Annotated in this window: 18 protein-coding genes and 1 pseudogene; 8 read left to right on the top strand and 11 right to left on the bottom strand. The window is 45.0% G+C overall.

What is annotated here, in order from left to right; genetic code table 11:
* Window positions 1–257: 257 nt before the first annotated feature.
* The 3 genes from QF117_RS01040 to QF117_RS01030 all read left to right on the top strand — a co-directional run bounded on the left by QF117_RS01040 (window position 258) and on the right by QF117_RS01030 (window position 3,708).
* Complete coding sequence (locus QF117_RS01040) at window positions 258–2,552, top strand: EAL domain-containing protein (protein WP_282385614.1); 2,295 nt, start codon at window positions 258–260, stop codon at window positions 2,550–2,552.
* A 279-nt stretch (window positions 2,553–2,831) separates the two neighbouring features.
* On the top strand, window positions 2,832–3,302 hold the full coding sequence (locus QF117_RS01035; protein ID WP_282385613.1) for a methylated-DNA--[protein]-cysteine S-methyltransferase: 471 nt from the start codon (window positions 2,832–2,834) through the stop codon (window positions 3,300–3,302).
* 46 nt (window positions 3,303–3,348) lie between these two features.
* Window positions 3,349–3,708 carry a hypothetical protein gene (locus tag QF117_RS01030; protein ID WP_282386098.1) on the top strand — a complete coding sequence of 120 codons (360 nt, stop codon included), beginning with the start codon at window positions 3,349–3,351 and terminating at the stop codon, window positions 3,706–3,708.
* 108 nt (window positions 3,709–3,816) lie between these two features.
* Here QF117_RS01030 and nhaD read toward each other — a convergent pair whose 3' ends face one another.
* On the bottom strand, window positions 3,817–5,256 hold the full coding sequence (nhaD, locus tag QF117_RS01025; RefSeq protein WP_282385612.1) for a sodium:proton antiporter NhaD: 1,440 nt from the start codon (window positions 5,254–5,256) through the stop codon (window positions 3,817–3,819).
* A 219-nt stretch (window positions 5,257–5,475) separates the two neighbouring features.
* Here nhaD and QF117_RS01020 point away from each other — a divergent pair, with 219 nt between their 5' ends.
* Window positions 5,476–6,600, top strand: coding sequence for a M20 family metallopeptidase (locus QF117_RS01020; protein ID WP_282385611.1), 1,125 nt, complete (start codon window positions 5,476–5,478; stop codon window positions 6,598–6,600).
* On the opposite strand, the gene QF117_RS01015 is transcribed toward QF117_RS01020, so the two are convergent.
* Window positions 6,597–7,547 carry a LysR family transcriptional regulator gene (locus tag QF117_RS01015; RefSeq protein ID WP_282386097.1) on the bottom strand — a complete coding sequence of 317 codons (951 nt, stop codon included), beginning with the start codon at window positions 7,545–7,547 and terminating at the stop codon, window positions 6,597–6,599. The genes QF117_RS01020 and QF117_RS01015 overlap by 4 nt on opposite strands.
* Window positions 7,548–7,653: 106 nt before the next feature.
* Here QF117_RS01015 and QF117_RS01010 point away from each other — a divergent pair.
* Window positions 7,654–8,915, top strand: a pseudogene (locus QF117_RS01010) (MATE family efflux transporter).
* 101 nt (window positions 8,916–9,016) lie between these two features.
* Here the strand turns inward: QF117_RS01010 and QF117_RS01005 are convergent.
* Window positions 9,017–10,231 carry an MFS transporter gene (locus tag QF117_RS01005; RefSeq protein WP_282385610.1) on the bottom strand — a complete coding sequence of 405 codons (1,215 nt, stop codon included), beginning with the start codon at window positions 10,229–10,231 and terminating at the stop codon, window positions 9,017–9,019.
* Between the two features lie 151 nt (window positions 10,232–10,382).
* Between QF117_RS01005 and soxR the strand changes: the two genes are divergently transcribed.
* Window positions 10,383–10,832: a redox-sensitive transcriptional activator SoxR gene (gene soxR, locus QF117_RS01000; protein WP_282385609.1), complete on the top strand. Its 450-nt coding sequence runs from the start codon at window positions 10,383–10,385 to the stop codon at window positions 10,830–10,832.
* An 81-nt stretch (window positions 10,833–10,913) separates the two neighbouring features.
* On the opposite strand, the gene QF117_RS00995 is transcribed toward soxR, so the two are convergent.
* A complete protein-coding gene (locus tag QF117_RS00995) occupies window positions 10,914–11,885 on the bottom strand; it encodes an urea transporter (protein ID WP_282385607.1) in 972 nt (323 codons plus the stop codon).
* Window positions 11,886–12,028: 143 nt separating this feature from the next.
* On the opposite strand from QF117_RS00995, the gene QF117_RS00990 reads away from it, so the two are divergent.
* Entirely contained in the window at window positions 12,029–13,183 is a 1,155-nt protein-coding gene (locus tag QF117_RS00990) for a diguanylate cyclase (protein ID WP_282385606.1), read from the top strand.
* Between the two features lie 415 nt (window positions 13,184–13,598).
* Here QF117_RS00990 and QF117_RS00985 read toward each other — a convergent pair whose 3' ends face one another.
* Window positions 13,599–15,491 (bottom strand): methyl-accepting chemotaxis protein, encoded by a 1,893-nt coding sequence (locus tag QF117_RS00985; RefSeq protein ID WP_282385605.1) that lies wholly within the window; start codon window positions 15,489–15,491, stop codon window positions 13,599–13,601.
* A gap of 427 nt (window positions 15,492–15,918) precedes the next feature.
* On the opposite strand from QF117_RS00985, the gene QF117_RS00980 reads away from it, so the two are divergent.
* Window positions 15,919–17,802 (top strand): pyridoxal-dependent decarboxylase, encoded by a 1,884-nt coding sequence (locus QF117_RS00980; RefSeq protein WP_282385603.1) that lies wholly within the window; start codon window positions 15,919–15,921, stop codon window positions 17,800–17,802.
* Between the two features lie 159 nt (window positions 17,803–17,961).
* Here QF117_RS00980 and QF117_RS00975 read toward each other — a convergent pair whose 3' ends face one another.
* From QF117_RS00975 to betA, 6 genes are all read right to left on the bottom strand, one after another.
* The gene (locus tag QF117_RS00975) at window positions 17,962–18,204 is read right to left on the bottom strand and encodes a hypothetical protein (RefSeq protein ID WP_282385601.1); all 243 of its coding nucleotides are present in this window, start codon (window positions 18,202–18,204) and stop codon (window positions 17,962–17,964) included.
* Window positions 18,205–18,309: 105 nt separating this feature from the next.
* Entirely contained in the window at window positions 18,310–18,789 is a 480-nt protein-coding gene (locus QF117_RS00970) for a MarR family transcriptional regulator (RefSeq protein WP_282385599.1), read from the bottom strand.
* A 153-nt stretch (window positions 18,790–18,942) separates the two neighbouring features.
* A complete protein-coding gene (gene choV / locus QF117_RS00965) occupies window positions 18,943–20,145 on the bottom strand; it encodes a choline ABC transporter ATP-binding protein (protein WP_282385598.1) in 1,203 nt (400 codons plus the stop codon).
* 2 nt (window positions 20,146–20,147) lie between these two features.
* Complete coding sequence (choW, locus tag QF117_RS00960) at window positions 20,148–20,990, bottom strand: choline ABC transporter permease subunit (RefSeq protein ID WP_017036452.1); 843 nt, start codon at window positions 20,988–20,990, stop codon at window positions 20,148–20,150.
* A gap of 107 nt (window positions 20,991–21,097) precedes the next feature.
* Window positions 21,098–22,057, bottom strand: coding sequence for a choline ABC transporter substrate-binding protein (locus tag QF117_RS00955; RefSeq protein WP_282385596.1), 960 nt, complete (start codon window positions 22,055–22,057; stop codon window positions 21,098–21,100).
* A 118-nt stretch (window positions 22,058–22,175) separates the two neighbouring features.
* Complete coding sequence (betA, locus tag QF117_RS00950) at window positions 22,176–23,888, bottom strand: choline dehydrogenase (protein WP_282386096.1); 1,713 nt, start codon at window positions 23,886–23,888, stop codon at window positions 22,176–22,178.
* Between the last annotated feature and the right edge of the window lie 143 nt (window positions 23,889–24,031).

Below are 24,031 nucleotides of genomic sequence, written 5' to 3'. Positions count from 1 at the left end.
GAATTTTTGAAAGCGAATACCTGACTAGCATTCCTTCCTTCACCCAAGTTGAGGTGACTTAATCTAATTTTGCTGATTAATGTTTCATTGTTATTGCAAAAAAGAAGAAAGACGAAAAAAATCACGCGTACTTGAAGCAACATACAAACGTCACAGTTCTGTCGTGCCATAGTGTTAAAGCAGTGAGCAATAGCTATATTGTTAGTGAAGCCTGTTTCATAAAATCACGTCTTGTGTCCAAACGCCAAGGTAATGCTATGTCGGATTTAGATAATAATCAGTTTGATTCTGCGTCTCATCTCAATGAGCTCCTTGAGATTCAGCAAGGCGCGATTGAAAAAATTGCTCTGAGCATTGACCTAAAAGAAGCGCTTGGCTACATATGCAATGGCATCGAACAGATCTTTTCCTCAACACAGGCAATGAGTTCTATTCTGCTGCTCAGAAACGATACTCTTTACCATGGTGCGGCGCCCAGCTTACCCAAAGCGTATTGCCAAGCCATCGATGGTGTGGTGATTGGAGCCAGTGTCGGGTCATGTGGAACAGCCGCATTCAGCAAAGAGCGCTATGTTGCAAAAGAGATTGGATCCGATTCTAAATGGCAGAACTTTAAAGATCTCGCCATGAGCTTTGGTTTAAACGCCTGCTGGTCAACACCGATATTGTCTACCGATTATCAAGTGCTGGGCACGTTCGCTGTGTATTATGCGCAACCGAGATCGCCCTCAGAAGCCGAGTTACGCGTCATTGACCGATTCTCTCACTTAACGGGTTTGGCCATAGAAAAGCACCGAGCGTTTAAACGTGAAGTTGAACTCAACAAAAAATTGAGATTGAGCCACAGCAAAGTTGAGGCGATGACTAGCGTGTTGCCGGATCAAATTTTTATCTATGACCAAAAAGCGCAATGTATCGATTATTACGGCAGCAATATGGGCCCCCATTGTGCACCGGAAAAAAGCCTTACTGGCAAGCTTATTCTTTCTGGGGAAAGTCAATCTGAGAAATGCTCTTGCCGGGAAGCAATAGAACGTACTATTGAAAGTGGTACCCTTAAAGTCTTCGAGTATCAAAGACAGAAAAGTGATGGCCTCCACTATTATGAAAGTCGAATCACCCCAATTGAAGGATATGGCAAAGAAGTCGAGGGGATATCCCACGCACTTTGGCTTGAGCGCGATATAACAGAAAGAAAAGAAGCCGCAGAAAAAATAGAAGAATTGGCCTACCAGGATCTACTGACCAGCTTACCCAATCGACGGTATTTACTTAACCACTTAAAAACCACCATTACAGCGCTCATCGAGAAAAAGAAAATGGCGGCACTCTTATACATTGACCTCAATAACTTTAAAAGCGTCAATGACACGCTAGGCCATACCGCGGGGGATAACCTACTCAAAGAGGTCTGTATTCGGTTATCAACCAGCCTCAGCCCCAACGACACTTTCTCTCGGATAGGGGGAGATGAATTTGTCATCATACTTTCTGAGCTTTTTGATGAAGAAAAGCCGCTGACGGACTACGCGTCTCAAATTGCAGATCAGTTACTGAATTTACTCAATCAGCCTTTTTCTTTGTGCGGAAGAGACATCACTGTTGAAGCGAGTGTTGGGATCACTTTGATGACTGACAAGGATAAGAATGAAGACGAGATATTAATGTGTGCGGATACCGCCATGTACTCAGCGAAGCGAAGCACGCACTCCGATTACTGTTTCTTTGATCCTGCAATTCACGAAAGCCTAAAGAGTCGTTTCACTTTTGAAAGTGAGCTCAAAGATTCGATAAAACTCGGGCAAATTGTGACCTATTTTCAGCCTCAGATTGGGCCAAATGGTCGACTTAAAGGCGCTGAAGCCCTTGTTCGTTGGCTTCACCCTGAACGAGGAATGATCCCGCCGCTCGATTTCATTTCTATTGCAGAAGAAATCGGTGTTATTAACGATTTACAAACCATTGTCATGAAAGACAGTTGTCAGTTGCTTCGTCATCTTCAAGAGCAGGAAGTCATCGATCCTTCTTTTAGCCTTTCCATAAACATCAGTGCGGCTCAAGGTAAAAATGTCGATTTATGCACTGAATTGGTCCAATTTTTTGATTCAGAGTCAATTTCTCCTTGCCATATCACTCTTGAGTTGACGGAAAGCATGTTAGTGGAAGATGTGGATAATGCCGTACAACAAATGCAAGGGTTAAAACAAGAGGGTTTTCGCGTATCTATTGATGACTTTGGGACAGGGTATTCATCTCTTGCTTATCTACAGGTATTTCCTATTAATGAACTAAAAATAGATAAGAGTTTTGTCGACAATATGAAAGCCAGCCAAGTAGGCACTGGCATTGTTGATACCATCATTACACTGGCCAATCATCTAAAGGTTGATGTGGTTGCCGAGGGGGTTGAAGAGAAAAGCCAAGCTGATTTCTTTCGTTCCGCTGAGATCACAATGCAGGGCTATTACTATGCCCGCCCAATGCCCGCGGAAGAATTTTATAAGTGGGTGCTCAACCAGCCTGATGCTGTTTCTGTTGCAATAGAACAATAGAACAATAGAACAATAGAACAATCGAGCCATAGCCCCCTTTCGTTCTTTACAGTGTAAATAGAAACAGCAGTCAGAACGCATTAAGATGGGATTCCAGTAGACAAGTTTTTCCAGTAGAAAGGGAAAGCATGTCACTGGGTGTCGCGTGGGTATGCAATTGCTGTCAGCTAGCCTAACTCCCTTTCAGTTACGATCATTGAGTTCCGAATATGGCGAATTCAAAGGACAATTGTTGTTACACTGGTGCCTAAATAACTTTCATTGCTGGGAATATACATTATGACATCATTCACTTATTACCAGAGTCTATTAGGGCTATTGACTCTTCAAGCTAATGAGAAAGGATTATTGGGTATCTGGTTACCCGTTAATACGACGCTACCCCAACAATTGGGAACAAAAGACGAAGATCACCCTATACTTAAAGAAACGATTCAGCAGCTTGAAGAGTACTTTGCCAAAAAGAGAACTCAATTCAGTGTGCCTGTCGCGCCTCAAGGGACACCGTTTCAGCAGCAGGTTTGGCAAGCACTAGCAGAGATTCCCTTTGGTGAAACACGGACATATCAGCAGTTGGCTATCAATATTGATAATCCTAAAGCAGTGAGAGCAGTTGGCATGGCAAATGGAAAAAACCCGATATCCATTATCATTCCCTGCCACCGAGTCATCGGAAAAAATGGCAAATTAACGGGATATGCTGGCGGAATTGACGCAAAAAAAGCATTATTAGAGCTAGAAGCGGTTTAGCACAAGGAATATAGCGGCGATGGGAAGGTCTAGGTTTTTGAAATTGATGGTTGTCGGGGTGCTTTTAACCTCTATTCAGGGGTGTTTTCAAGAAAAAATAGAAAAGATCGCGAATCGAGAAACCCTCTCTTTTGAAGGCGTTTATTCAAATCAATACAACAGTAATACACTGGTATTCAAAGAAGGCGTGATGACATATCAAGCTGGGGATCAGACCATGACACGAGAGTTTGAAGTCGATGGCAGTGAGCTCTTTGTGAAATTTCGTAACAGTTCTAAAGAGAAGCGAGATGATCTTGTCATGCGTATCCATGGTGAGGGGGAAGTGCTGACGTGCAGCGCGTGTGCTCGATACAGCTTGATGAACTTTTGGGTAAAAGAAAATTTTGAGCATAGCCAGCCTTAACGATCAAGACAGAAAATCACACACTTTTTCTTTTACCCATAGATGATAAAATCAAGTTCATATCACCAAGTTACTGTTTTAAATATGCGTTAATTAAATAGACGACCGTTAAGTAAATAGATGACCATTAAGCAGTAGATGTGTTGCAATACTCGCAGAATATCCCAGTATGATCACTGGCATCCACTTCAGGTGACCAAAAAAGGTGTATTTGCCATGCGCTGCTCCCATCAGAGCAACCCCAGCCGCCGACCCAATCGACAGTAAGCTTCCTCCGACACCTGCCGCAAGCGTGACCAATAACCAGTTGCCCATGGACATCACAGGATCCATCGTCAGCACTGCAAACATCACCGGAATGTTATCGACGATCGCCGACAAGATACCCACCATGATATTGGCCCAAACAGGATCCCACTGGGAATACATGATTTCCGAAGCAAGGCCCAAGTAGCCAATTAAGCTTAATCCGCCGACACACATAACCACCCCATAGAAAAATAATAAAGTGTCCCATTCGGCATGGGCGACACGACGGAAGACATCAAACGGTGCCACTGATCCTAAGCGTTTTAAGGCGTAGTCATCGCCATTCGCGATCGCCAGTGCGGCTTTCTTGGACAGTGAAGAGTGCAAAGTCCGGCGCAAGAAAAAGCCAAAAAATTGCAGGTATGCCAGGCCCATCATCATGCCAATCACGGGTGGGAAATGCAGTACTGCGTGGAAAGCAACGGCAGTAGCGATAGTCAGAATAAAGAGGCCAACAATACGCCTAGCCCCGCGCTTCAACTCAACGTGCTGATGCACTACATTGGGCTTAGTAGCAGGGATGAAAAATGACATGATCGCTGCTGGAACAACGTAGTTCACAACTGATGGAAGAAATAGCGGCATAAATTCAGAGAATGATACATGGCCAGCTTGCCAGACCATTAAGGTGGTGATATCACCAAATGGACTGAACGCGCCCCCTGCATTCGCAGCAATCACAATATTAATACACGCTAGATTAACAAACCGGGTGTTATCGCCCGCTACTTTTAGTACCACAGCGCACATCAAAAGCGCGGTGGTTAGGTTATCAGCAATAGGTGAGATGAAAAAAGCCAGTACGCCCGTAATCCAAAAGAGCGCTTTAAAATCAAAACCTTTACCCACCATCCATGCTTGTAAAGCGTCAAAGAGCTTGCGTTCTTCCATCGCACTGATGTACGTCATCGCGACGAGTAAGAACAGCAGGAGCTCAGCGTATTCGAGTAAATTATGCTCTAGGGCCGCTTTAGCCACCTCTCCCATGCCATTTTGTTGATAGACGTAACCAATCATTGCCCATATCAAACCCGCTGCGAGCAGTACCGGTTTGGATTTTCTGAGCTGAAGGTATTCTTCTAGCATGACTAATATATAAGCGACCGTAAATAACGCTAACGCAGCAAAGCCAACAGTCGATTGGGTGAGTGACAGGTATTGTTCATTGTTGACGGATGCAAAGGACGGGGTAGAAAAAAAAGTGACGAGGGCACCGAGTAACAACCACAGCTTATTCATACATATTCGCTCCTTGAAATGATGATGGAAACCAGTGTATACACATTTGCTTACATTCGCTGTGAGGCGCATCGGATCTGTTTGAATCGTATTAATTTTAATCAAAAAGAGATAGGCTAGAATAAGGTTGCTCGGTGTAACATCGCTTTGCTTTACGCTTACCTTTGCGCTTTGATTAGATCGCTTTTGCATCAATAGAATGCCACATAAGGGGTTAACATGGATTTTTCATTAAAAAGCTATTTGGAAGAACTCGAACCATTGGTCAACGTTGATTGTGGTACCTACACGCTTGATGGTATTGAGGTGATAGCCTCTCAGTTTGAACAAAAATACTCAGCGATGAAAGGGTGGGATGTTAAACGCAGAGATTGTGGCCCAGCAGGAGTCGGGCTTGAAGTTCGCAATAAGCCGAATTCTGAGCATATCGATCTTATGCTTATTGGGCATATGGATACGGTGTTTGCGCCTGGAACGGTAGCAAAAAGGCCAATGAGCGTGGACGATCATAAAGCCTATGGGCCGGGCGTGTCTGATATGAAGTCAGGATTGCTGAATGTGGTTTATGCACTTCGCCACCTTGATGCCCAAATATTAGAAACACTCTCGATATGCGTTTGCATGAACCCAGACGAAGAAACAGGATCGGCAGACTCGGTTGAATGGATACAATCGGTCGCAAAACATGCAAAGCAAGTGTTAGTGGTGGAGGCTGCTCGTGCCGATGGTGGTTTGGTTAAATCTCGAAAAGGGATGGCACGTTATAAACTGATGTTTCATGGGCAGGCTGCTCACGCTGGTAATGAACCACAAAATGGATGCAGCGCCATTACTGAAATGGCGCAGTGGATCATCACCATGAACAAGATGACGAACTTTGAATCGGGAAGCACGTTGAACGTGGGTGTTGTTTCTGGTGGCTCAGGGGCCAACATCGTTCCCGACTATGCCGAGGCGATAGTAGATGTGCGTTTCTGGAGCAACGATGAGTATGACGCGATTGATAGCCAACTGAATGGCTTGAGTCACCATCCCTTTCTTGATGGCATTCACGTGGCGTTAAAACGTGAAGCTTATAAACCGTCTATGCTAGCCAATGAAGCGACAGCAACACTGATCAAGCTGGTGGAGCAAAGTGCCCAAGAGCTTGATATTGATATTAGCTGGAAAGAAGTAGGTGGCGGCTCAGATGCAAACAATACCGCCATTTTAGGCGTACCGACACTGGATGGCCTAGGGCCAATTGGTGCCGATTTTCACAGTGACAAAGAATACCTATTGCTTGAATCTATTGAGCCTCGTATTCGCCTATTAATGAGAATCATCGAGAAGCTAGCCCATTAATTTCCAACGCTTCCTGTCCATTGGTTGTCACGGGCTAATACGTTCAGTGCGGTAATTTCTTGTGCAGCCAGGTTGGTTACCCACTCGACAATATCATCTACCAGCGGTGATTTGGTTCGCTTGTGACAATAGTATTGCCAAGCACTGGGCTTTATTTCTGTGCCGATAGGGCAATACAAGAAGCGTTGTTGCAGTTCAGGAAGAATTAAAAGGAGATCGGTAACCGTGGCACCCTGCCCTGACAGGCAAGCACTGAGTGCAAGATCGAGAGTAAAGAACGTCGTACTTCGAACGTTTGAAGAGTGAGCCTTTGGATGGGATGCCAGCCAATCTGTCCAGTCATCATGAGCGAGTGTCGAATGCAGCCTAGGCATCGCCAATAATGAAGCGAGATCTTCGCTCTCTGCTGTGCTTTTCGTCCGACAAACCGGAGCCATGTATTCATCACGCAAAATTGAAATGTCCGACTGATGATGATAATGGTCTTTCAAACGGGTGCTGAAAATCAGTAAGTCATAGTCACTGTTATTGAGGCTGGCTTCTTCTTCTAACGATGGGATGACTACAATGTCATGTTCTGGATAGCGTTCGCTGAGTTGATGAATCTTGGGAATAAGACAGCGAGTCGCATACGTTAAGGCGGCCTTAATGACGATTTTTTCTCTTTTTGGCGTTTGCCAAGACTCAAATAACGTCTGTAGGGATTGGTAGCTTTGCTGCAAGGTAAAATAAAGCTGTTGCCCTTCTTTAGTAAGCTCAATCGCCCGATGCTTTCGAATAACCAATGCCATGTTTAAGTCAGACTCCAATTGCTTCACTTGGCGACTGACTGCGCTTTGAGTCACATACAGCTCTTCTGCTGCCAGAGTGAAGCTTGACAGTCTCGCGACCGCTTCAAAAGCCTTGAGTGCATTGTGAGAATAAGGAAGATTCAAATAAGGGGTGATGACGACTCTCCATTCGCATGATCTGAAGTAATGCTAGTTTGGATTATATATCATTTGAAATCCACTACATTCCCTCTTAATGTTGCTCGAAATAATAGAGGTCGACATGAAAAAAATACTATCACTCGCATTCCCATTAATCATATCTCAGCTGATTGCAATGGCATTAGTTTTGACGGATGTATGGATGATGTCGCGAATTAGCGTGATGGCGATAGCGGCGGGTGGTTTAGGCGCATCGATCTATTTCTTCATTTTCATTATTGCCAGTAGCACGGTGGGCTGTGTCGCCAATTTGATCGCGATTGCTTATGGTCAGCGAGTGGCAAGACCGGATTATGGTAACCAACAAATTCGTTACGCGGTGAAAGGGGCGGTATTACTCTCCTTCATTTTATCCGCTGTTTTATTGATCCTCTTTCACTTTGCCCCATTGGTCTTAACCATGGCGAAGCAACCAGAAGAGGCAGTGGCATTGGCAATGGTGTATGTCGATGCATTAAAGTGGGCCATGCTCCCATCGCTGCTATTGCTTGTTTTACGAGGCCTTACGAGTGTACTAGGGCATGTACGATCTGTGATGGTGATGTCCGTCATTACCGTTATTATTAATATCCCGATCAGTTATATTTTGGCTTTCCCACTAGGATTAGGGCTATCTGGGTATTTCAACGAGAAGAGTTTGCTATATTTGCTCCGTGGAAACATCGAGAAGAATACTCTTTGTCGTTGATAACTCCCTTACTGGCAATGGGCATCCCGATTGCTGTGGCTGCACTTTTAGAGCATGGGCTTATTTACGGTGGCACCTTGATGGCGGGAACCATCAGTATTGCTGCGTTAGCACTTCATCAAATATTACTTCAATGCCTGAGCTTGACATGGAACATTAACTTTGGACTCTCTCAAGCGGCCGCGATTATGGTAGGCCGCGACTTTGGCGCAGGTAATCATCAAGAAATGAAGCGGACTTCTTGGAATAGTTTTGTACTAGTTACCGTGATTAGTATTGCTCTGTCTGGTGCTTTTATCATGAATCCAGAGCTAGTTGCTCAATTTTTCCAACTCAACGACCCACACCTGGTCGCGATGCTGTCGGGGGTTATTTGGGTGGTGGCGCTAAGTTTTATTGTTGACGCCTGGCAACTGTTGGCGATTAACTTGCTACGAGGGATGAAAATAGTCATCGCTCCGACTTTTATTACTGCGATCGGCTACTGGCTATTTGGGCTTCCCGCTGCTTGGTGGCTCATGGATCGCTTCGAGCTGGGTGGCATTTGGGCGGGGATCGGAATCGGTTTGGCTGTTACTGGTGTGCTTTTATTATGGGCATTGATTCGGGCACTCAAAAAGGCCAGTACTCGCTGATCTAGCGAGCTCAGCCTTTTTAGATGAGGATAAAAGCGTTTAGAGCCGAGATCCCACCTCCCACCTCAGAGCTCCTCAAAGGAAGTGACTAGGCCCTAGCCCTAACTGTTCGCTGTTGCACCTTTCATATCAAGCGATGATTTTCCCGTCAGAGTTCTGCCGAGATTGAGCATCATAATGCTTGCGATGAGCACGACAACCGCGGCGATAGCAAACCCCATTGAGATGTGTTGATAGTGACTAAGCAGTGCAATCAATACATAACTCAAGCTCTGGGCCAGGGTTGAAAACATGGCGAGCCCACCGTCTACTCGTCCTCGTTGTTCAATTGCAACGGTATGGTGCATCCAGTTGGTTCTTGCAATGCGGTTGATGGCATTGAAAAAGCCAAACCCGAATGTGAACACTATCAGCAGTTCTGGCGCACTAGAAATACTCATGCCAAATAACATGAGTGCGACGAAAAACATCGCGTATTGGATGGTATTTTGTAGAGAAAATTTCGCCAATATTTGTTGTAGCAAAACCCCTGTTAGCAATGAACCCAGGCCAAAACTAATGTTATAGGCAGCGTACCATTGGCCCGACAAACCTTGTTCTGAAAAAGAGATAGGCACTAACTTTCCAAGGAAGGTCAGAATTGGGTACGACAAACATGAAATCATTAAAAAACCGTAGAATTTTGGCGACTGAGAAAAGATCGATTTGCTTTCAAGTAGTTGATTAAAAAATGGAACACGGCTCTTTGGGCGCAGTTGTTGACGGTAAGGTGTCAGTGTGTAACTGAACGCGGCAAGGGCAGACGCGACAGCAGCAAACAAAGCAAACTCGAACATGCCCCAAATCTGCAATAACATCACGCCTAACGCCCCAGCGCCTAATGTGGTGCTTTGCATCACAATTTCTTGGTAGCTCGAAATAGCCGCGTATTCGTCACGTTCATAGTTTTCTTGAGTAAACGCATTGTTAGCCGCCCACGCAAAGTTACTTGAAACCCAAATGAACAGCTGTGCTCCAGCCAGCAACCAGTGCGAGCTCCAACCATACCAATAGGCAAACATCACCACTCCCGCGGTTAGCGATTGAATCACTTGGTTCAAGATCAACAGAAACTTGCGTGAATGCCGATCGATATAGGTTGAAAATAGAGGGGTTAGTAAAAATGACACCACAGTACAGGCTAACGCGACCAAAGCGACAAACGTTCCCATGTTCGGGGTTTGTAACATGACCCAAGGCAGAGCCATCATAAAGAGCCCGGAAGAGATGCCGTCGAACAGTCTTCCTGTTAAATAAGGTATTGTTTTGTTTTTCATGTTTTCATCCGTGAAAGTAATATCATTTGTTGCTACTGTAAAACCTCAACTTAAGTTAAGGTAAAGTGATTTGTTTACTTATTTCCTAGTGGGTTTTTCTACTCGGTGTTTTCTGTACTAGTTGTGTTCTATAAAGAGCGAGGGAGGTGATATGGATATCAGTGTTGGTGAAGCGGCAAAGCGGTCTGGAGTCAAAGTGTCTGCGTTGCACTTTTATGAAAGAAAAGGATTAATAAGCAGTTGGAGAAATGAGGGAAACCAGCGGCGGTATCATCGAAGTGTGTTAAGACGAGTCGCGGTAATAAAAGCAGCGCAACAAGTCGGATTAAGCTTAGAGGATATTGGCAGTGCTTTGGCATCCCTGCCGAAACATCAAGCACCCACCAAGCAGCAGTGGGAAGCGCTTGCCACTTCTTGGCACGATCTGCTAGAACAACGAATCACACAATTGAAAGCGTTACAGCAAGATTTAGGCGGATGCATAGGTTGTGGTTGCCTATCGTTAGAAAACTGCGCGTTACGTAACCCTCAAGATAAATTGGGCGTTGATCATGCGGGGGCTAACTTGTTGCTTGAGGCGAAAAATCACCCATCTGAGTGATGATCAGATGGGCCGTTTATGAGTCAAAGGGAATGGGGTAAACGAATAAGGATCCAAGGAAGATAGCGTAACAGTGAGATTCTAAGGGGTTGGCTTTGAGGGACGACTGGTACGGTTAAAGAGCAATATCCAACAGGAAAGGACAAAGGGTAGCGTAAGAGTCACGACACCAAGCCAATAGCTAAAAACGCTTAGGGAAGCAGCAAGAATCACGCCTGTCATAATACGGCCCTTTGCCAATATATCGGCTCTTAATGAGGATCTCGACTGAGATAGTTCGTGCCGTTGAGATGGTTCGTGCCTTTGAGAGAGTGCGATGGCCGTGAGTGAGGCACTAAAACCGCACAAACCTTGTATCGACAATGAGTCGGGAAGATTGATTGCCACCGCAAACATCATTCCGCACGCAGAGCCCACACAAGCCCAAAGTGCGGTTGAACGAGAAGAGCAAGCTATCCCTATGAGGATCAAAACACTGGGCATCAAAGGTTGTAGAAACAGAATTTGACCGACGCCGCTGAGCGTTCCCTGGAACCCATCTAAGATTGTTATTGTGCGTTGAGTTGCATTATGCAGTGAAGTCAAGGTTTCGACCTTGCTAAATGGCAGATTGAAACTACCCTCAACAAGAATAAACAACAAAGTAAACAGTAAGGTAACCAGTAGAAACGGCACGGTAAAGATAGGCAATGAAGAGCGCCATCGGGATTGGATAACACTGCAAATTGCTGAGGCTACGAAGATGGAGAGTGTCATCCAAAATAACGGTATGGGTTGGAATAGGGTGTAGAAGGCGAGGCCAACTAACGCCCCATTATAACCGTATAAACCGCGAGTGACCTCTTGCTTGTTGCCACAGACTTTTTTCCCGACCCAAGTAGATACCCAAAGCCCAGCAAACATCGCAGAGAATAATGGCAACGAATGAAAGCTGACAGCCATTGCAACAAAAACGCCAGTGACAGCGTTTTCTTGAAACGTGACTTGCCCCATGCCTCGCAGTAACACGAGAGTTTGCCCATAGAGAGCGCGAATTATCGTATAAAGGTTCATGGGAGTTTTTTATCTATCAATTAAGTTATCCATCCGTTAAGTTGCTATTCTATTTAGAGTAACAAATATATGTCAGTACCACATTTTAGAAGCGGTAAAACTCATGAGTGATTGTATCTGTATTTTGAAAAAAGAAGGGCGGTATGGATAGTGTTTCGTTAGATATCAGAACGCTTAACTTTATCGTGATTCTGTTTTCGGTAATTTATTCTATTGGTCTGCTATTGTTTCAAATCGCTCAAAAGCCGATTAAGGGGTTATCGCTTTTTTCACTATCCATATTTTTGATCGGGTGTGGCCCATTGCTACTGGGTTTAAGAGGTATTATTCCAGATTTTCTCAGTATTATTGGGGCGAATGTACTCATAGCACTCGGCTTTCACTTAACGCTGTATAGCTTGTCTCTCTTTCGCGGCTATACCCTTAAACCAACTTATATCAGCAGCGTCATGATATTCGCCGTTTTAGCGGGGTTTGTTTATTTTACCTACTTTATGCCGTCGATAAAAAATCGGATTATAGTTCTTAGCGTATATTTAGCCTTTGCGACCATTAGTACAGCCATCGCTGTGATAAAAGGAACTCGCAAAGATTTACCCCTCGCGACAAGAATGATGGCATTACCATTTTTCGCTTATGGTGGATTTATGCTGATACGAGTGTATGTCGCCACATCAGAAGCAGAAATAGACAGCTTCATGAACGCAAATACGATCCACCAGCTTACTTTTCTGTTTAGTCTTACTCTCATTGTGTCTATGAGCTTTTCGATGCTCTGGATGATTAACGCTAGGTTATTGCATTCAATCCATCGTTTATCCTTCCAGGATCCGTTGACGGGTCTTAAGAATCGTCGTGCGTTAGATGAGGCAATGTCTGATTTTAAATATAACTCCAGCCATGGGCCAGTTTGCCTAGTGATGTCAGATATTGATCATTTTAAAGCAATCAATGATGGGCATGGACACCTCGTGGGTGATGAGGTCATTAAAGCCATTGCAAAGAGTATTAAACAAACCTTGCCGGCCAATGCAGCGGCGTTTCGGTTAGGGGGCGATGAAATTATCATCCTGTTACCCGGTTACGACTTGCGCTATGCCCAGACGTTTATCGACGATTTACGACAAGTGATTGCCGAGACTGTTATCGATGAAAAACCACTGTTAGCGTTTACCTCGAGCTTTGGTATTTCTCAGTTACTCGTTTCGGAAAGTTGGGAGGAGTGTTTAGATAGGGCAGATAAAGCACTGTACCAAGCTAAGCGAGGTGGTCGAAATCGCGTTTCGGTTATTGCTTGACACTTTGCTCGTAAACGTTCGGCATTATGGCAGCCATACCGTTCATGATTATTCTCTTGTTAGGATGTATGGGCCTGTTCAAAGGGCGACTCACAGAAATGGATAACCCTAAGTTACCAACTCACCCATTACCAACTCACCCATCGCGTTAGTCTATTTATCTTTATCTTTATCTTTATCACTATCTCTTTATCATTGTCTCTTAGTAAAGCTCTCTAGTACGTTGTACTGGGGAGTTTTGAACGTAAAGAGACAAGAAAATCACCACCGATAATATTACCGTTATGAACAGAACAAGTGCTCAATAGTAGTTGGCCTAGTTTTTAGCTAGGCCAGTTTTTAAGGAGGGAGATGAAAAGACCAACGATTGAATATCCTGGGGTGCAATTGTATTTTTTATCGATGTTCAATGCCGCTAACTCAATTTAAAGTTGGCCACCTGACGTTTGAGATCATCATTGGTATCATTGAGTAATTCTGTCGCTTGCACGGTTTGCTTACCGCTGTTGACGAGGGACTCAACAATATCGCGGATAGAGAGCATATTGCGACTTAGCTCTTCAGCGACGGTACTTTGCTCTTCAGTCGCTGCCGCAATCTGGGTGCTGACATCGTCGATTTCTTTGACTGAAGTGCTCATCACGGTCAAGCTTTCAGACACTTCGCCCGTCTTGTCGGCGGTTTCTTGGCATTGTCTTTTGGTCGAATCCATCGCCTTAACCACACTTTCTGTCCCGCCCAGCAACTGACTTAGCATTTCTGAAATTTCCATTGTGCTATTTTGTGTTCGGCCTGCAAGCGCTCGAACCTCATCAGCCACTACCGCGAAACCGCGCCCTTGCTCACCTGCCCGCGCTGCTTCAATAGCGGCATTGAGTGCCAGTAAGTTGGTTTGTTCAGAGATTTCACCGATGACGTTAAGCACATTACTGATTTTATTCGCGTCTTGATTCATGCGAAGAATGCTGTTGGACATATCCTCCACTTCCGTCACCAATGCACTGACGGTACTGACGGCATTGTTAACAATAAGCAACGATGACTCTGCTTCTTTGCTTGCCTCTTCCGTAATACGATTCGATTGATTGACATTCTCGGCAACCGTTCTGGCGCTTTCACTCATTTCAGTAATGGCGGTCACCACTTGTTCTGTTTCACTAGAGTGAGTCACGAGCATTCCTTCATTTTCTCGCGCTGTTGTCCCTAGTTGCTTGGCGCTGACTGAGATATTTTGACTTGCTTGAGATATATGTAACATCATTTCTTGTAGGTTCTCTACAAATCGATTAAAGCCCTGGCTTATTTGAGCCAAATCGTCCTCGCCTTCTATTTTGAGTCGTTGGGTAAGATCGCCAGTCCCATTTGAGAGATCCAATACCGCTCTTTTCAATTTGAGTAGCGGACGATACGCGTATTGTAAAATGACAAAAATAGCACTGAAACTGACAAGCAGCAGTAAGGCACCAGTCATCAGTGACTTATACATAGCGTCGTACACGGTAGTCAGTGCGCTTTCCTTGTCCACAAATACCATTAAAGTCCAATACATATCAGGACTAAGGTTGACGCGCTCAAAGTAGCCATCAAATTGAATACCAAGGTAAGGAAAGCTAAGATTTCCCGATTGCTGAGAGAAAAAAGCGCGCTCCATGTCTGTGAAATTGGGGCTAATTTGTGAGGGGGTTTTTCCTATATCATTCGGGTCATCACTGGCAAAAAAGACCGCTTGGTTGTCGGTCAACGTTGCCGCGCCACCCGCAAAACGCATATTACTGACGGCGCTGACCACATCTCCTAGCTGTACATCGCCAAGAAGAACACCTATAAATTGCCCGTCTTGGGTAACCGGTGTCGTAACACTCACCACTTTTTGCTGAGTCAACTGATCTTGATACACACCAGTAATGATTACGTCACGAGCGTTTTTTGCATTTTGATACCAATCACGCTGACGAAAATCATACTTTTCGCCTTCTAAGGACATAAATGCCCGGCCGTCCTCATAGGTCATGATAACGTTAGAGAGCGATGAACTCTGAGCCAGAAGTTCAACTAAACGTTGATTGTCTTCACTGCTAAGTTGACGATTAAAGCTTTTAGCACCGTTCTTAATCGACCGAGTTTTGAACTGCATCATCTGTTCCAGTTCTGAAACATGGAAACTGAGTTTATCCGATGTTTTTTCCACCAAACCTTCAACCATGTTGTCGCGCATAGCCAGTATATTCAGTGTTCCCAGCACGATGAGTGATGCAGCGACAAGCGCCCCGACACCGAAGTAAATTCTTGATTTAAAGCCTAATTTCATCTTATACCTCACTATATTCGAACATAGTTAGAGCGATATTATGATGACGCTGATCTTTTATTTTTATTTCATGTCGCCGAACAATCCGTTCATGAAGTATTCGATCAGTCTATCACCTAGCCATGGCAGCTTTTTTGCTTTCCAAATTGATCGATATGCAACTAAGCTGACACTAGACTTTAGTTGTTGAGTGGCAAACTATCAATATTTGTAATGTGTTTATTTTTGAAACTAAGCACTCAAAATATAAGGACCATCATGTTGAAGTTAATATGATATTTTTTGATTTATTGATAAGTAACTGAACTCATACTCAATAATGTGCCTATAGTTAGCGATACACGAATTTTTCGTGGTTGGCTAAGTAGCGAAAAAACTCGCGCTACTTGTTCCGAATAAATCAATCTTAAAAACTTGGAGCAACAAAATGAGTGATCAAACAAGGATAAAATACGGCCCTGGGCGCAAGCCATGGATAGAGCAGGTACCCGAGTTCGCGCTTGGGAAAGTTTCACCACCCTCCGCCGACCCAACGAAGGTTTACGCTGAAAGAAATTATGATTTTCATTACACCGAACAGGCTGTCGATAGCTTTGATGTTGAACTGCCGCCCATAGGACAAACAGTGACGGAGCAAGATCAAGTGTATAGCCAGTTACTTGCTTATGTGGATGTTCAAAAGCAGCACTTTCTTGGCTACCAAACCGAAGAAAATATTAACTACCAAAAACGGCTTTCTCCGTTTCTTAACGCGAGCCTAAATAATGTTGGTGACCCTTTCGTCAATGGAAACTACACAATTAACTCAAAATGTGTAGAGCGATCAGTTCTGGATTATTTTGCTTGTTTGTGGAATGCAAGTTGGCCTTCACAAGGGCCGTATATTGATAAAAACGACCAATTTCACCCCGGTGATCCTGACAGTTATTGGGGCTATGTTCTCACCATGGGAAGCACAGAGGGTAACTTGTATGCCATGCTTAATGCTCGTGACTATTTGAGCGGTGTGATGTTACTAGAAGAGGAAATAAAATCTGAAACGGTGAGTGGCGCCACCTTGGTCAATAACGAAGTTTACGCTCACTACCCTTGTACACCGCGTGCCAAAGCCAATGCTTACACGCCAGTGGCTTTTTTTTCACAAGACACCCATTACTCTATTGTAAAGGCGATGGCGGTTGAAAAGATCGACACGTTTGGTGCACTCGGTAACCGACTTTATCCACAGGAGAACCCTGTTGATCTGGGTAAGCCTTGGCCTGGTGAGGTTGAGTCAGAACAACCTACTGCTGAACTTCCAGCCGGTTCTGGCGCGATCGACGTTGAAAAGCTGGTCGCATATGTCAGATTTTTTGCTGAAAAAGGGCACCCTATTTTATTGGTTTTAAACTGCGGGACAACCTTCAAAGGGGCGTATGATGATGTCGACCAAATAACGTCTCGTTTGGCACCTATCTTAAAAGAGAATGGTCTATGGCAAAGAAAGGTGCCTATCGATCCACAAGATCCTAAGAGCGATTATGAGATGCGAAGCGGCTATTGGGTGCATGTGGATGGCGCGCTTGGCGCAAGCTATCTCCCTTTTATAAAGATGGCGAAAGATTGCCCAGAGTACCAACGTTTCTTTGCCGATCAGGGGAACAATACCGGACCTAACTTCGATTTTAGTAACCCGATGATTAACTCTATTGTGACCAGTGGACATAAGTGGCCGGGTGCACCATGGCCCACCGGTGTTTATATGACGAAACAAAAATTCATGGTATCTCCTCCCGATAACCCAGAATACATTGGCTCACCCGACACCACATTTGCTGGTTCGCGAAACGGACTTTCTCCGTTAATACTATGGGAGTACTTTGCGCGTAACAGCTATCAGAAACAGATAGATCTTGCGATGCAAGCACAGAAAATGGCGCAATATACCTATGAGCAGTTATCTTTGGTCGCTGAATATTGGCGCGGCAAAGATGCTAACTTGCCGAAGAATTTGTGGCTGCAAAGAACCCCTTTGTCCCTTTCGTTGATATTTTGCCAGCCCAATGAGGAGATTATTTTTCGTTACTCGCTTGCCAAAGAGAGTATGAGTTTTGGTGAACAAGATTCACAACAGCGGCACTATGTTCACCTGTTCACTATGTGGGGCGTAGACCAATCACTGATCGACAATTTGTGCCACGACCTTAAACAGCCTGGAGCATTCGATCCTGCTTTGTTTGAATCCATCAAACGCTCTGAGGTGAGTAAGCCTAGAGTTGCAAACACCCTCAAGCAAATCCGGTTACCGCTAAAAGGTCGCTCATTTCGTTGATGAAATAGAGCGTTATTGAGTCTTAACATCGCCTCGTATTCATCACTAGGATGAGAGGCGATATCTTTTTGACATCCACGTTATTCAGGTGTGGTCTAAAACAGGAAATAACCCTGTTTGTGAGTCTTAATATACGGTTTGGAACTCATCAGCCATTGATTACTTCTTGGGCCCATTGCGAACCAGATCTTTACCAGTATCGAAGACTTCTTGAGTAATCCAACGAGCCAATAGCAGTTTTTGGTTGCCATCAAATACCGCAACAAAATGGCGACCGTCACTGTTGTTTGTGGCCATACCGACGCCAGAAACACCTTGTAAACCTAATCCACCATTTTCTACTGAAATCAGGAATTTTTCGAGATCTTCAAGGTTATCAATTACATCAAGTTCGTTGTTCATTGTTCTATTCTCTTGTTCACGTTGTCTTTGCCCGTGATTACGTTATTCGTACTGAGCATGAGGGCTAATTCATGGAGTTAAATCCGTCGGTGCTAGCTCATAAGGTTAGGCACTAGGCTTTGAAATGCTTTCCAGCTGTAAAACAGGTGCGGCGTCGATGTCTTCTGCATTCATCATTGAAGAGACGCGCTGCATTGAAGATAACAATAGGCTCTGCTCCCAGGCTTCCATGTTTTGGAATTTATTAACGAAGCTATCTTGCAGGGGCTTTGGCGCTTTATTGAGTAACTCTTCGCCTTTTTCAGTTAGGTTAGCATGCACTTTACGACGATCTGATTCGCTACGGACACGTTGTACATAGCCATTAAGCTCTAGCCTATCGATGATCGTTGTCGTAGTGGCCTGGCTAACATTGGTGTGATTCGACAATTCTTTGATGGTCACGTTATGCATTTCTTGGATGGCACGCATCAAAATTAGCTGAGGACCGGTTAACCCGTACTCTTTGCTTAATTTTTTTGAATGTAAGTCGATCGCGCGAATGATTTGGCGGATCGCGACGAGAATTTCATCATGTTTTTCCAAGTGACGGACCTTTGTCTAAATGCTGGTTTAAAAGGGAAGTAGGACTTCTTTATTTTTCGCATTGTACTGATGTTCGCACTATTCTCAATCTTTTCTCTTGGCAAAGGGGTATCTCTCCCCCTTCACCTAGAGTTTCTTTATCAATAGGGCGACTTAAGCGGCATGATGAGCCTGAAAATTACCCGTTAGTGCATTGTAGAATTCACTGTTATCTAGAATGCCAACAACTTGGTTGTTTTCCACGAGCAAAATTGGGTAGGTGCTTAATTGTTTGAGCTTTATTGCATCACGCATACTAATGTCTGGGCTAGTAATCACCATCGTTGAAGCATCAATATTGCTTAAATCATCCTCAGAATCTTGCCAGTTGACCAAGCTCACCTCTGATTCACCGTGAATAGCCACTTCACCTTGTTGGTGTTTGATCCACAAGTTTTTGCTATCACAAACCTGCCAGCGTTCGTTATCTTGCTTTAGCGATTCTAAAGGCTGCATTAATGAGCGACCTTTTAAGACGTTCAATGGGTTGGTATGCGCCACGAAGTCTTTCACGTATTCTGTTTTTGGCGTTAGGACGATCTCTTCCGGCTTGCCGTGTTGAATGAGCTTGCCTGATTCCATGATCGCAATGTTGTTGCCAATTTTTAGTGCTTCATCTAAATCGTGGCTGACGAATAGAATGGTTTTATTGAGTTTACTTTGCAGCAGCAGAAGCTCATCTTGCAGCTGAGCGCGAATAAGTGGGTCAAGCGCTGAAAACGGTTCATCCATCAGTAGAATATCCGTATCCATTGCGAACGCGCGAGCAAGGCCAACACGTTGCTGCATACCGCCAGAAAGTTCATGCGGGTATTTAGTTTCCCACTCAGCAAGACCAACCATTTCAATTTGCTCTCTGGCTTTAGCGCGACGTTCAGATTTCGCCACACCTTGCATCTCAAGGCCAAACGCCACGTTATCCAAAACTGACAGCCAGGGCATCAACGCAAACTTTTGAAACACCATTGAAACACGGCGTGTGCGAAGGTGGCGCAGGGTTGATTCGTCACACTGGGCAACATCCACCTGATGGTTCCCGTCTTTGATGTCGAGAGTGCCACGGCTGACTTGGTTTAAGCCGTTAACCGCGCGCAGTAGACTTGATTTCCCAGAGCCAGATAACCCCATCAAAACACAGATCTCGCCTTCTTTGACTGAGAGGGAGACATTGTCGACCCCCACCACTTGGCCGGTTTCATCAATGATTTCTTGGCGTGTTTTGCCCTCGTCCAATAGTTCGAGCGCTTTTGCTGTTTTGTCACCAAACACAACGTCTAGATTTTTAATGGTGATCGCATCTGCAACATTCATGTCCATGATTAGGCGTCCTTTTGGTTGGGTGTTTTACATAAGCGGTCAAGAATCATTGCGACAAGCACAATCGCCAGTCCGGCTTCAAAACCTTGTGAAATGTTCACGGTATTCAGTGCCCGGACCACCGGTTTTCCAAGGCCATCGGCGCCAACCAGGGCGGCGATCACCACCATCGATAGTGACAACATAATGCACTGAGTCACACCAGCCATAATGCTGGGTAACGCTGCAGGCAGTTCCACTTTCATCAGAAGCTTCATTTTACTTGCGCCGAATGCCTTGCCGGCTTCAATAAGTTCTTCTGGGACTTTGATGATACCTAGGTAAGTCAGGCGAATAGGCGCGGCAATGGCGAAAATAATGGTCGAAATGAGCCCCGGTACGATACCCAGACCAAATAAAACCAAGGTAGGGATAAGGTAGACGAACGTAGGCACCGTCTGCATCAAATCGAGAATGGGTCTTAGCGCGGTATAAAGCCAAGGCCTGTGCGCCGCCATGATGCCGACAGGGACACCGATCAACACGGAAATAGACGTTGCTGCAAACACGAGCACGAAGGTTTCCAGCATTTCTTGCCAGTAACCCAGGTTGAGAATGGTCAATAACGCAGCAACAACAAAGATAACCAGCGACGGTTTACGGTGTAAAAACCAAGCAAGGGCTGCGGTTATTACGATTGGCAGAGCAGGGGGCATCCATTTAAATACATCGACCAAAAATAGGATGACCGTCTCTAAGAAGATTGAAATCGCGTCAAAAAATCCGGCCGCATTGATGGTTAACCAGTCGACACCTGTTTCCATCCATTGACCAAAAGGGATTTTGTTTTCCGTAATAAAATTCACGTCATTGCCTTTAATTATTTATTGCTATGATTTGTTGCATTGAATTGTGTTACTTGCGTCAGCGAACAATAGATGGACCGAAGCCCATCTATTGCTCGAAACAGTGATTACGCTTTAACTTGTTTTAGGTATGCAGCCAGGGCTTTCGTAGCGGCTTCACCTTGTTGAGTCGTTACGTTTTCTAGCCAAGCTTCTACTTGCTCAGGGTTGCTGATTAACCACTGTTGAGCGGCTTTTTCTGGTTGAATATCTTGGTTCAAAATCGCTTCCATCAGGGCATTTTCCATTTCTAATGAAAACTTGAGGTTTTGCAGGAGTTGGCCGACGTTTTTACATTCTGACAGGTAGTTTGCGCGAACATTGGTGTAGACATTTGCGCCGCCGTAGTTTGCACCGAAATAGTCATCACCACCTGAAAGATATTCCATGTCAACATTGCTGTTCATTGGGTGTGGTGCCCAACCAAGGTAGGCAATCCATTGATTACGACGCACCGCGCGAGTCACTTGAGACACCATGCCCGCTTCACTGGATTCAACCAGGCTAAAGTCTTTTAGGCCAAAGGCATCGGAATCAATCATTGATTGAATGAGTCGGTTTCCATCGTTCCCCGGTTCGATACCGTAGATACGACCTTTGAATTTGTCGGCGTGTTTTACCAGATCAGCAAAACTTGTTACGCCAGCATCATAAACATATTTAGGCACAGCAAGCGTGTACTTCGCCCCTTCTAGATTGGCACGAACGGTTTCAACCGTGCCTGCTTCACGGTATTTGGCGATGTCACCTTCCATAGTAGGCATCCAGTTGCCAAGAAAGACATCAATATCGCCGTTTGCCATAGAAGAATAGGTGACTGGAACAGAGAGCAGATCGGTTTTTGTGGTGTAGCCTAGGCCTTTTAGCAGCTCTGAGGTCACTGCTGTAGTGGCTGTAATGTCGGTCCAGCCTACGTCTGCAAAGCGTACGGTTGAACATTGTTGCGCTTCCATAGACGCGTTGGCATAGGCATTAAATGCGAGTGAGCTGATGGTGAGTGTGGTAAGTGTCTTTTTAATGGTTGGCATAATGATTCCTTTTTTTCATACCTTGAAACTGCTTTCTCTCAGTTTCCTAAATGTGATGACTGACTTTTTAGTTTATGTTCTGTGTATCTAATAATTATTTAGGTGTTCTGGTGCGTCATTAAGTGAAGCTATCGATCGCTCTTAATGGTGCATTGATGCGTTGTTTTTGTTCCCATTCTGGCGCTATCCAAACCGGCACATTTTGTGGTTCGAGCATGACATGACCCAGGATCATATCTGCGGCGCGTTCAGCCACCATGATCGTTGGGGCATTTAAGTTGCCGTTAGGAATGGTTGGAAAAATGGATGAATCTACGACGCGAAGATGGTGAATTCCGCGTACACGACACTGAGCGTCTAGGACCGCCATCTCGTCGGTATCTGCGCCCATTTTGCAGCCGCAAGAAGGGTGGTAAGCGCTTTCTACGTTTTCCTTAACCCAGCGATCAATATCTTCATCTGAGGTCAATTCGGCACCCGGTTGAATTTCTTCACCACGGTAACTGTCCATCGCAGGCTGAGATAAAATCTCACGAGTTAAGCGAATGCAGTCGCGCCAGTCTTGTCGGTCTTGTTCGGTAGAGATGTAGTTGAATCTGATCTCGGGTTCCACATGTGGATCCGCGGAGGTAATAGAGACGGTGCCGCGGCTTTCCGGTTTATTTGGCCCGACATGCACTTGAAAACCGTGTCCATCAAAGGCGGCTTGTCCGTCGTAGCGCATCGCTGCTGGCAGAAAGTGGTATTGAATATTCGGCCATTTAAGCCCTTCACGTGAGCGTATAAACGCACAAGATTCAAAGTGGTTGGTGGATCCAAGCCCTTTGCGCGTTAATAGCCATTCTGCGCCAATTAAGCCTTTACTGACCAAATCGAGTTTGCCATTTAGGGTGATAGGTTGTTTACAGTGATACTGGAAATACACTTCAAGGTGATCTTGAAGATTTTCACCTACGCCCGGTAACTCGTGTTTTAGGTCAACCCCTGCTTTTTCTAATACTGTTTTTGGTCCAATGCCTGACAACTGAAGAAGCTGAACCGACCCAATAGAACCTGCACTAGAAATGACCTCTTTGCTTGCCAGCACGGTTTGTGTTTTGCCAGATTTCTCAAACTCAACGCCCACCGCTGTTAAACCGTTTTCTTGCTCTTCAAGGAGCACTTTACGAGTGACCACGCCTTTCATGAGCGTTAGGTTTGGGCGTTTGAGAGCACGACGTAGATAGGCGTTAGCCGTTGATGCTCGAACACCTTTGTCGACGGTCATGTGCATTGGGCCGAAACCCTCTTGCTGATAGCCGTTGTAGTCAGCGGTTTGAGGGTAACCCGCGTCTTTACCAGCATCGATAAAGGCTTGGTAAAGAGGATTAAGCGTCATCTCGTTTCCGCCGCATGTGCCTAATGGGCCACTACCACCACGGTATTGGTCTTCGCCTGAAATCCACGTTTCTGCACGTTTGAAATAGGGCAGACAGGCTTGGTAGTTCCAACCCGCTGCGCCTTGTTCTTCCCATTCGTCAAAATCGCAAGCGTGACCACGAACATAGACCATGCCGTTAATGGACGAGCTGCCACCGAGTACTTTCCCGCGGGGGCAGTGTAATTGTCGCCCATCCAACCCTGATTCTTGCTGTGTTTCAAACTGCCACGTGTATTTATCGGTATTCATCGGATAAGAAAGCGCGGTGGGCATTTGAATGAAAATGCTTTTGTCTGAGCCACCGGCTTCTAGCAGCAATACGTTGTGTTTGCCGCTCTCGGCGAGTCGGTCAGCCAATACACAGCCGGCCGAACCCGCACCGACGATAATATAATCGTAGTGTTGTTGTATGTGTTGCATCTGTTGTCTCCGTGTCGCCCTATACCGAATTGTCTGTTTAGTTACTTAGTTACAGTTACTTAGTTACAGTTACTTAGTTACTTAGTTACTTAGTTGCTTAGTTACTTAGTTGCTTAGTTGCTTAGTTAGCTAGT

Source organism: Vibrio sp. YMD68 (assembly GCF_029958905.1).
In the GTDB taxonomy this organism is placed as follows: Bacteria; Pseudomonadota; Gammaproteobacteria; order Enterobacterales; family Vibrionaceae; genus Vibrio.
The sequence above is the reverse complement of the archived record's forward strand: the minus strand, read 5'-3'. Positions and strand labels throughout refer to the sequence as shown.

What these genes read in the sequence shown, in the direction of transcription:
- QF117_RS01040 (WP_282385614.1), top strand. Translation starts at nt 258, where the DNA reads ATGTCGGATTTAGATAATAATCAGTTTGATTCTGCGTCTCATCTCAAT.
- soxR (WP_282385609.1), top strand. Translation starts at nt 10,383, where the DNA reads ATGGATATCAGTGTTGGTGAAGCGGCAAAGCGGTCTGGAGTCAAAGTG.
- QF117_RS01030 (WP_282386098.1), top strand. Translation starts at nt 3,349, where the DNA reads ATGGTTGTCGGGGTGCTTTTAACCTCTATTCAGGGGTGTTTTCAAGAA.
- QF117_RS00980 (WP_282385603.1), top strand. Translation starts at nt 15,919, where the DNA reads ATGAGTGATCAAACAAGGATAAAATACGGCCCTGGGCGCAAGCCATGG.
- QF117_RS01020 (WP_282385611.1), top strand. Translation starts at nt 5,476, where the DNA reads ATGGATTTTTCATTAAAAAGCTATTTGGAAGAACTCGAACCATTGGTC.
- QF117_RS00995 (WP_282385607.1), bottom strand. Translation starts at nt 11,885, where the DNA reads ATGAACCTTTATACGATAATTCGCGCTCTCTATGGGCAAACTCTCGTG.
- nhaD (WP_282385612.1), bottom strand. Translation starts at nt 5,256, where the DNA reads ATGAATAAGCTGTGGTTGTTACTCGGTGCCCTCGTCACTTTTTTTTCT.
- QF117_RS01005 (WP_282385610.1), bottom strand. Translation starts at nt 10,231, where the DNA reads ATGAAAAACAAAACAATACCTTATTTAACAGGAAGACTGTTCGACGGC.
- QF117_RS01035 (WP_282385613.1), top strand. Translation starts at nt 2,832, where the DNA reads ATGACATCATTCACTTATTACCAGAGTCTATTAGGGCTATTGACTCTT.
- QF117_RS00990 (WP_282385606.1), top strand. Translation starts at nt 12,029, where the DNA reads ATGGATAGTGTTTCGTTAGATATCAGAACGCTTAACTTTATCGTGATT.
- QF117_RS00985 (WP_282385605.1), bottom strand. Translation starts at nt 15,491, where the DNA reads ATGAAATTAGGCTTTAAATCAAGAATTTACTTCGGTGTCGGGGCGCTT.
- QF117_RS00955 (WP_282385596.1), bottom strand. Translation starts at nt 22,057, where the DNA reads ATGCCAACCATTAAAAAGACACTTACCACACTCACCATCAGCTCACTC.
- QF117_RS00975 (WP_282385601.1), bottom strand. Translation starts at nt 18,204, where the DNA reads ATGAACAACGAACTTGATGTAATTGATAACCTTGAAGATCTCGAAAAA.
- choV (WP_282385598.1), bottom strand. Translation starts at nt 20,145, where the DNA reads ATGGACATGAATGTTGCAGATGCGATCACCATTAAAAATCTAGACGTT.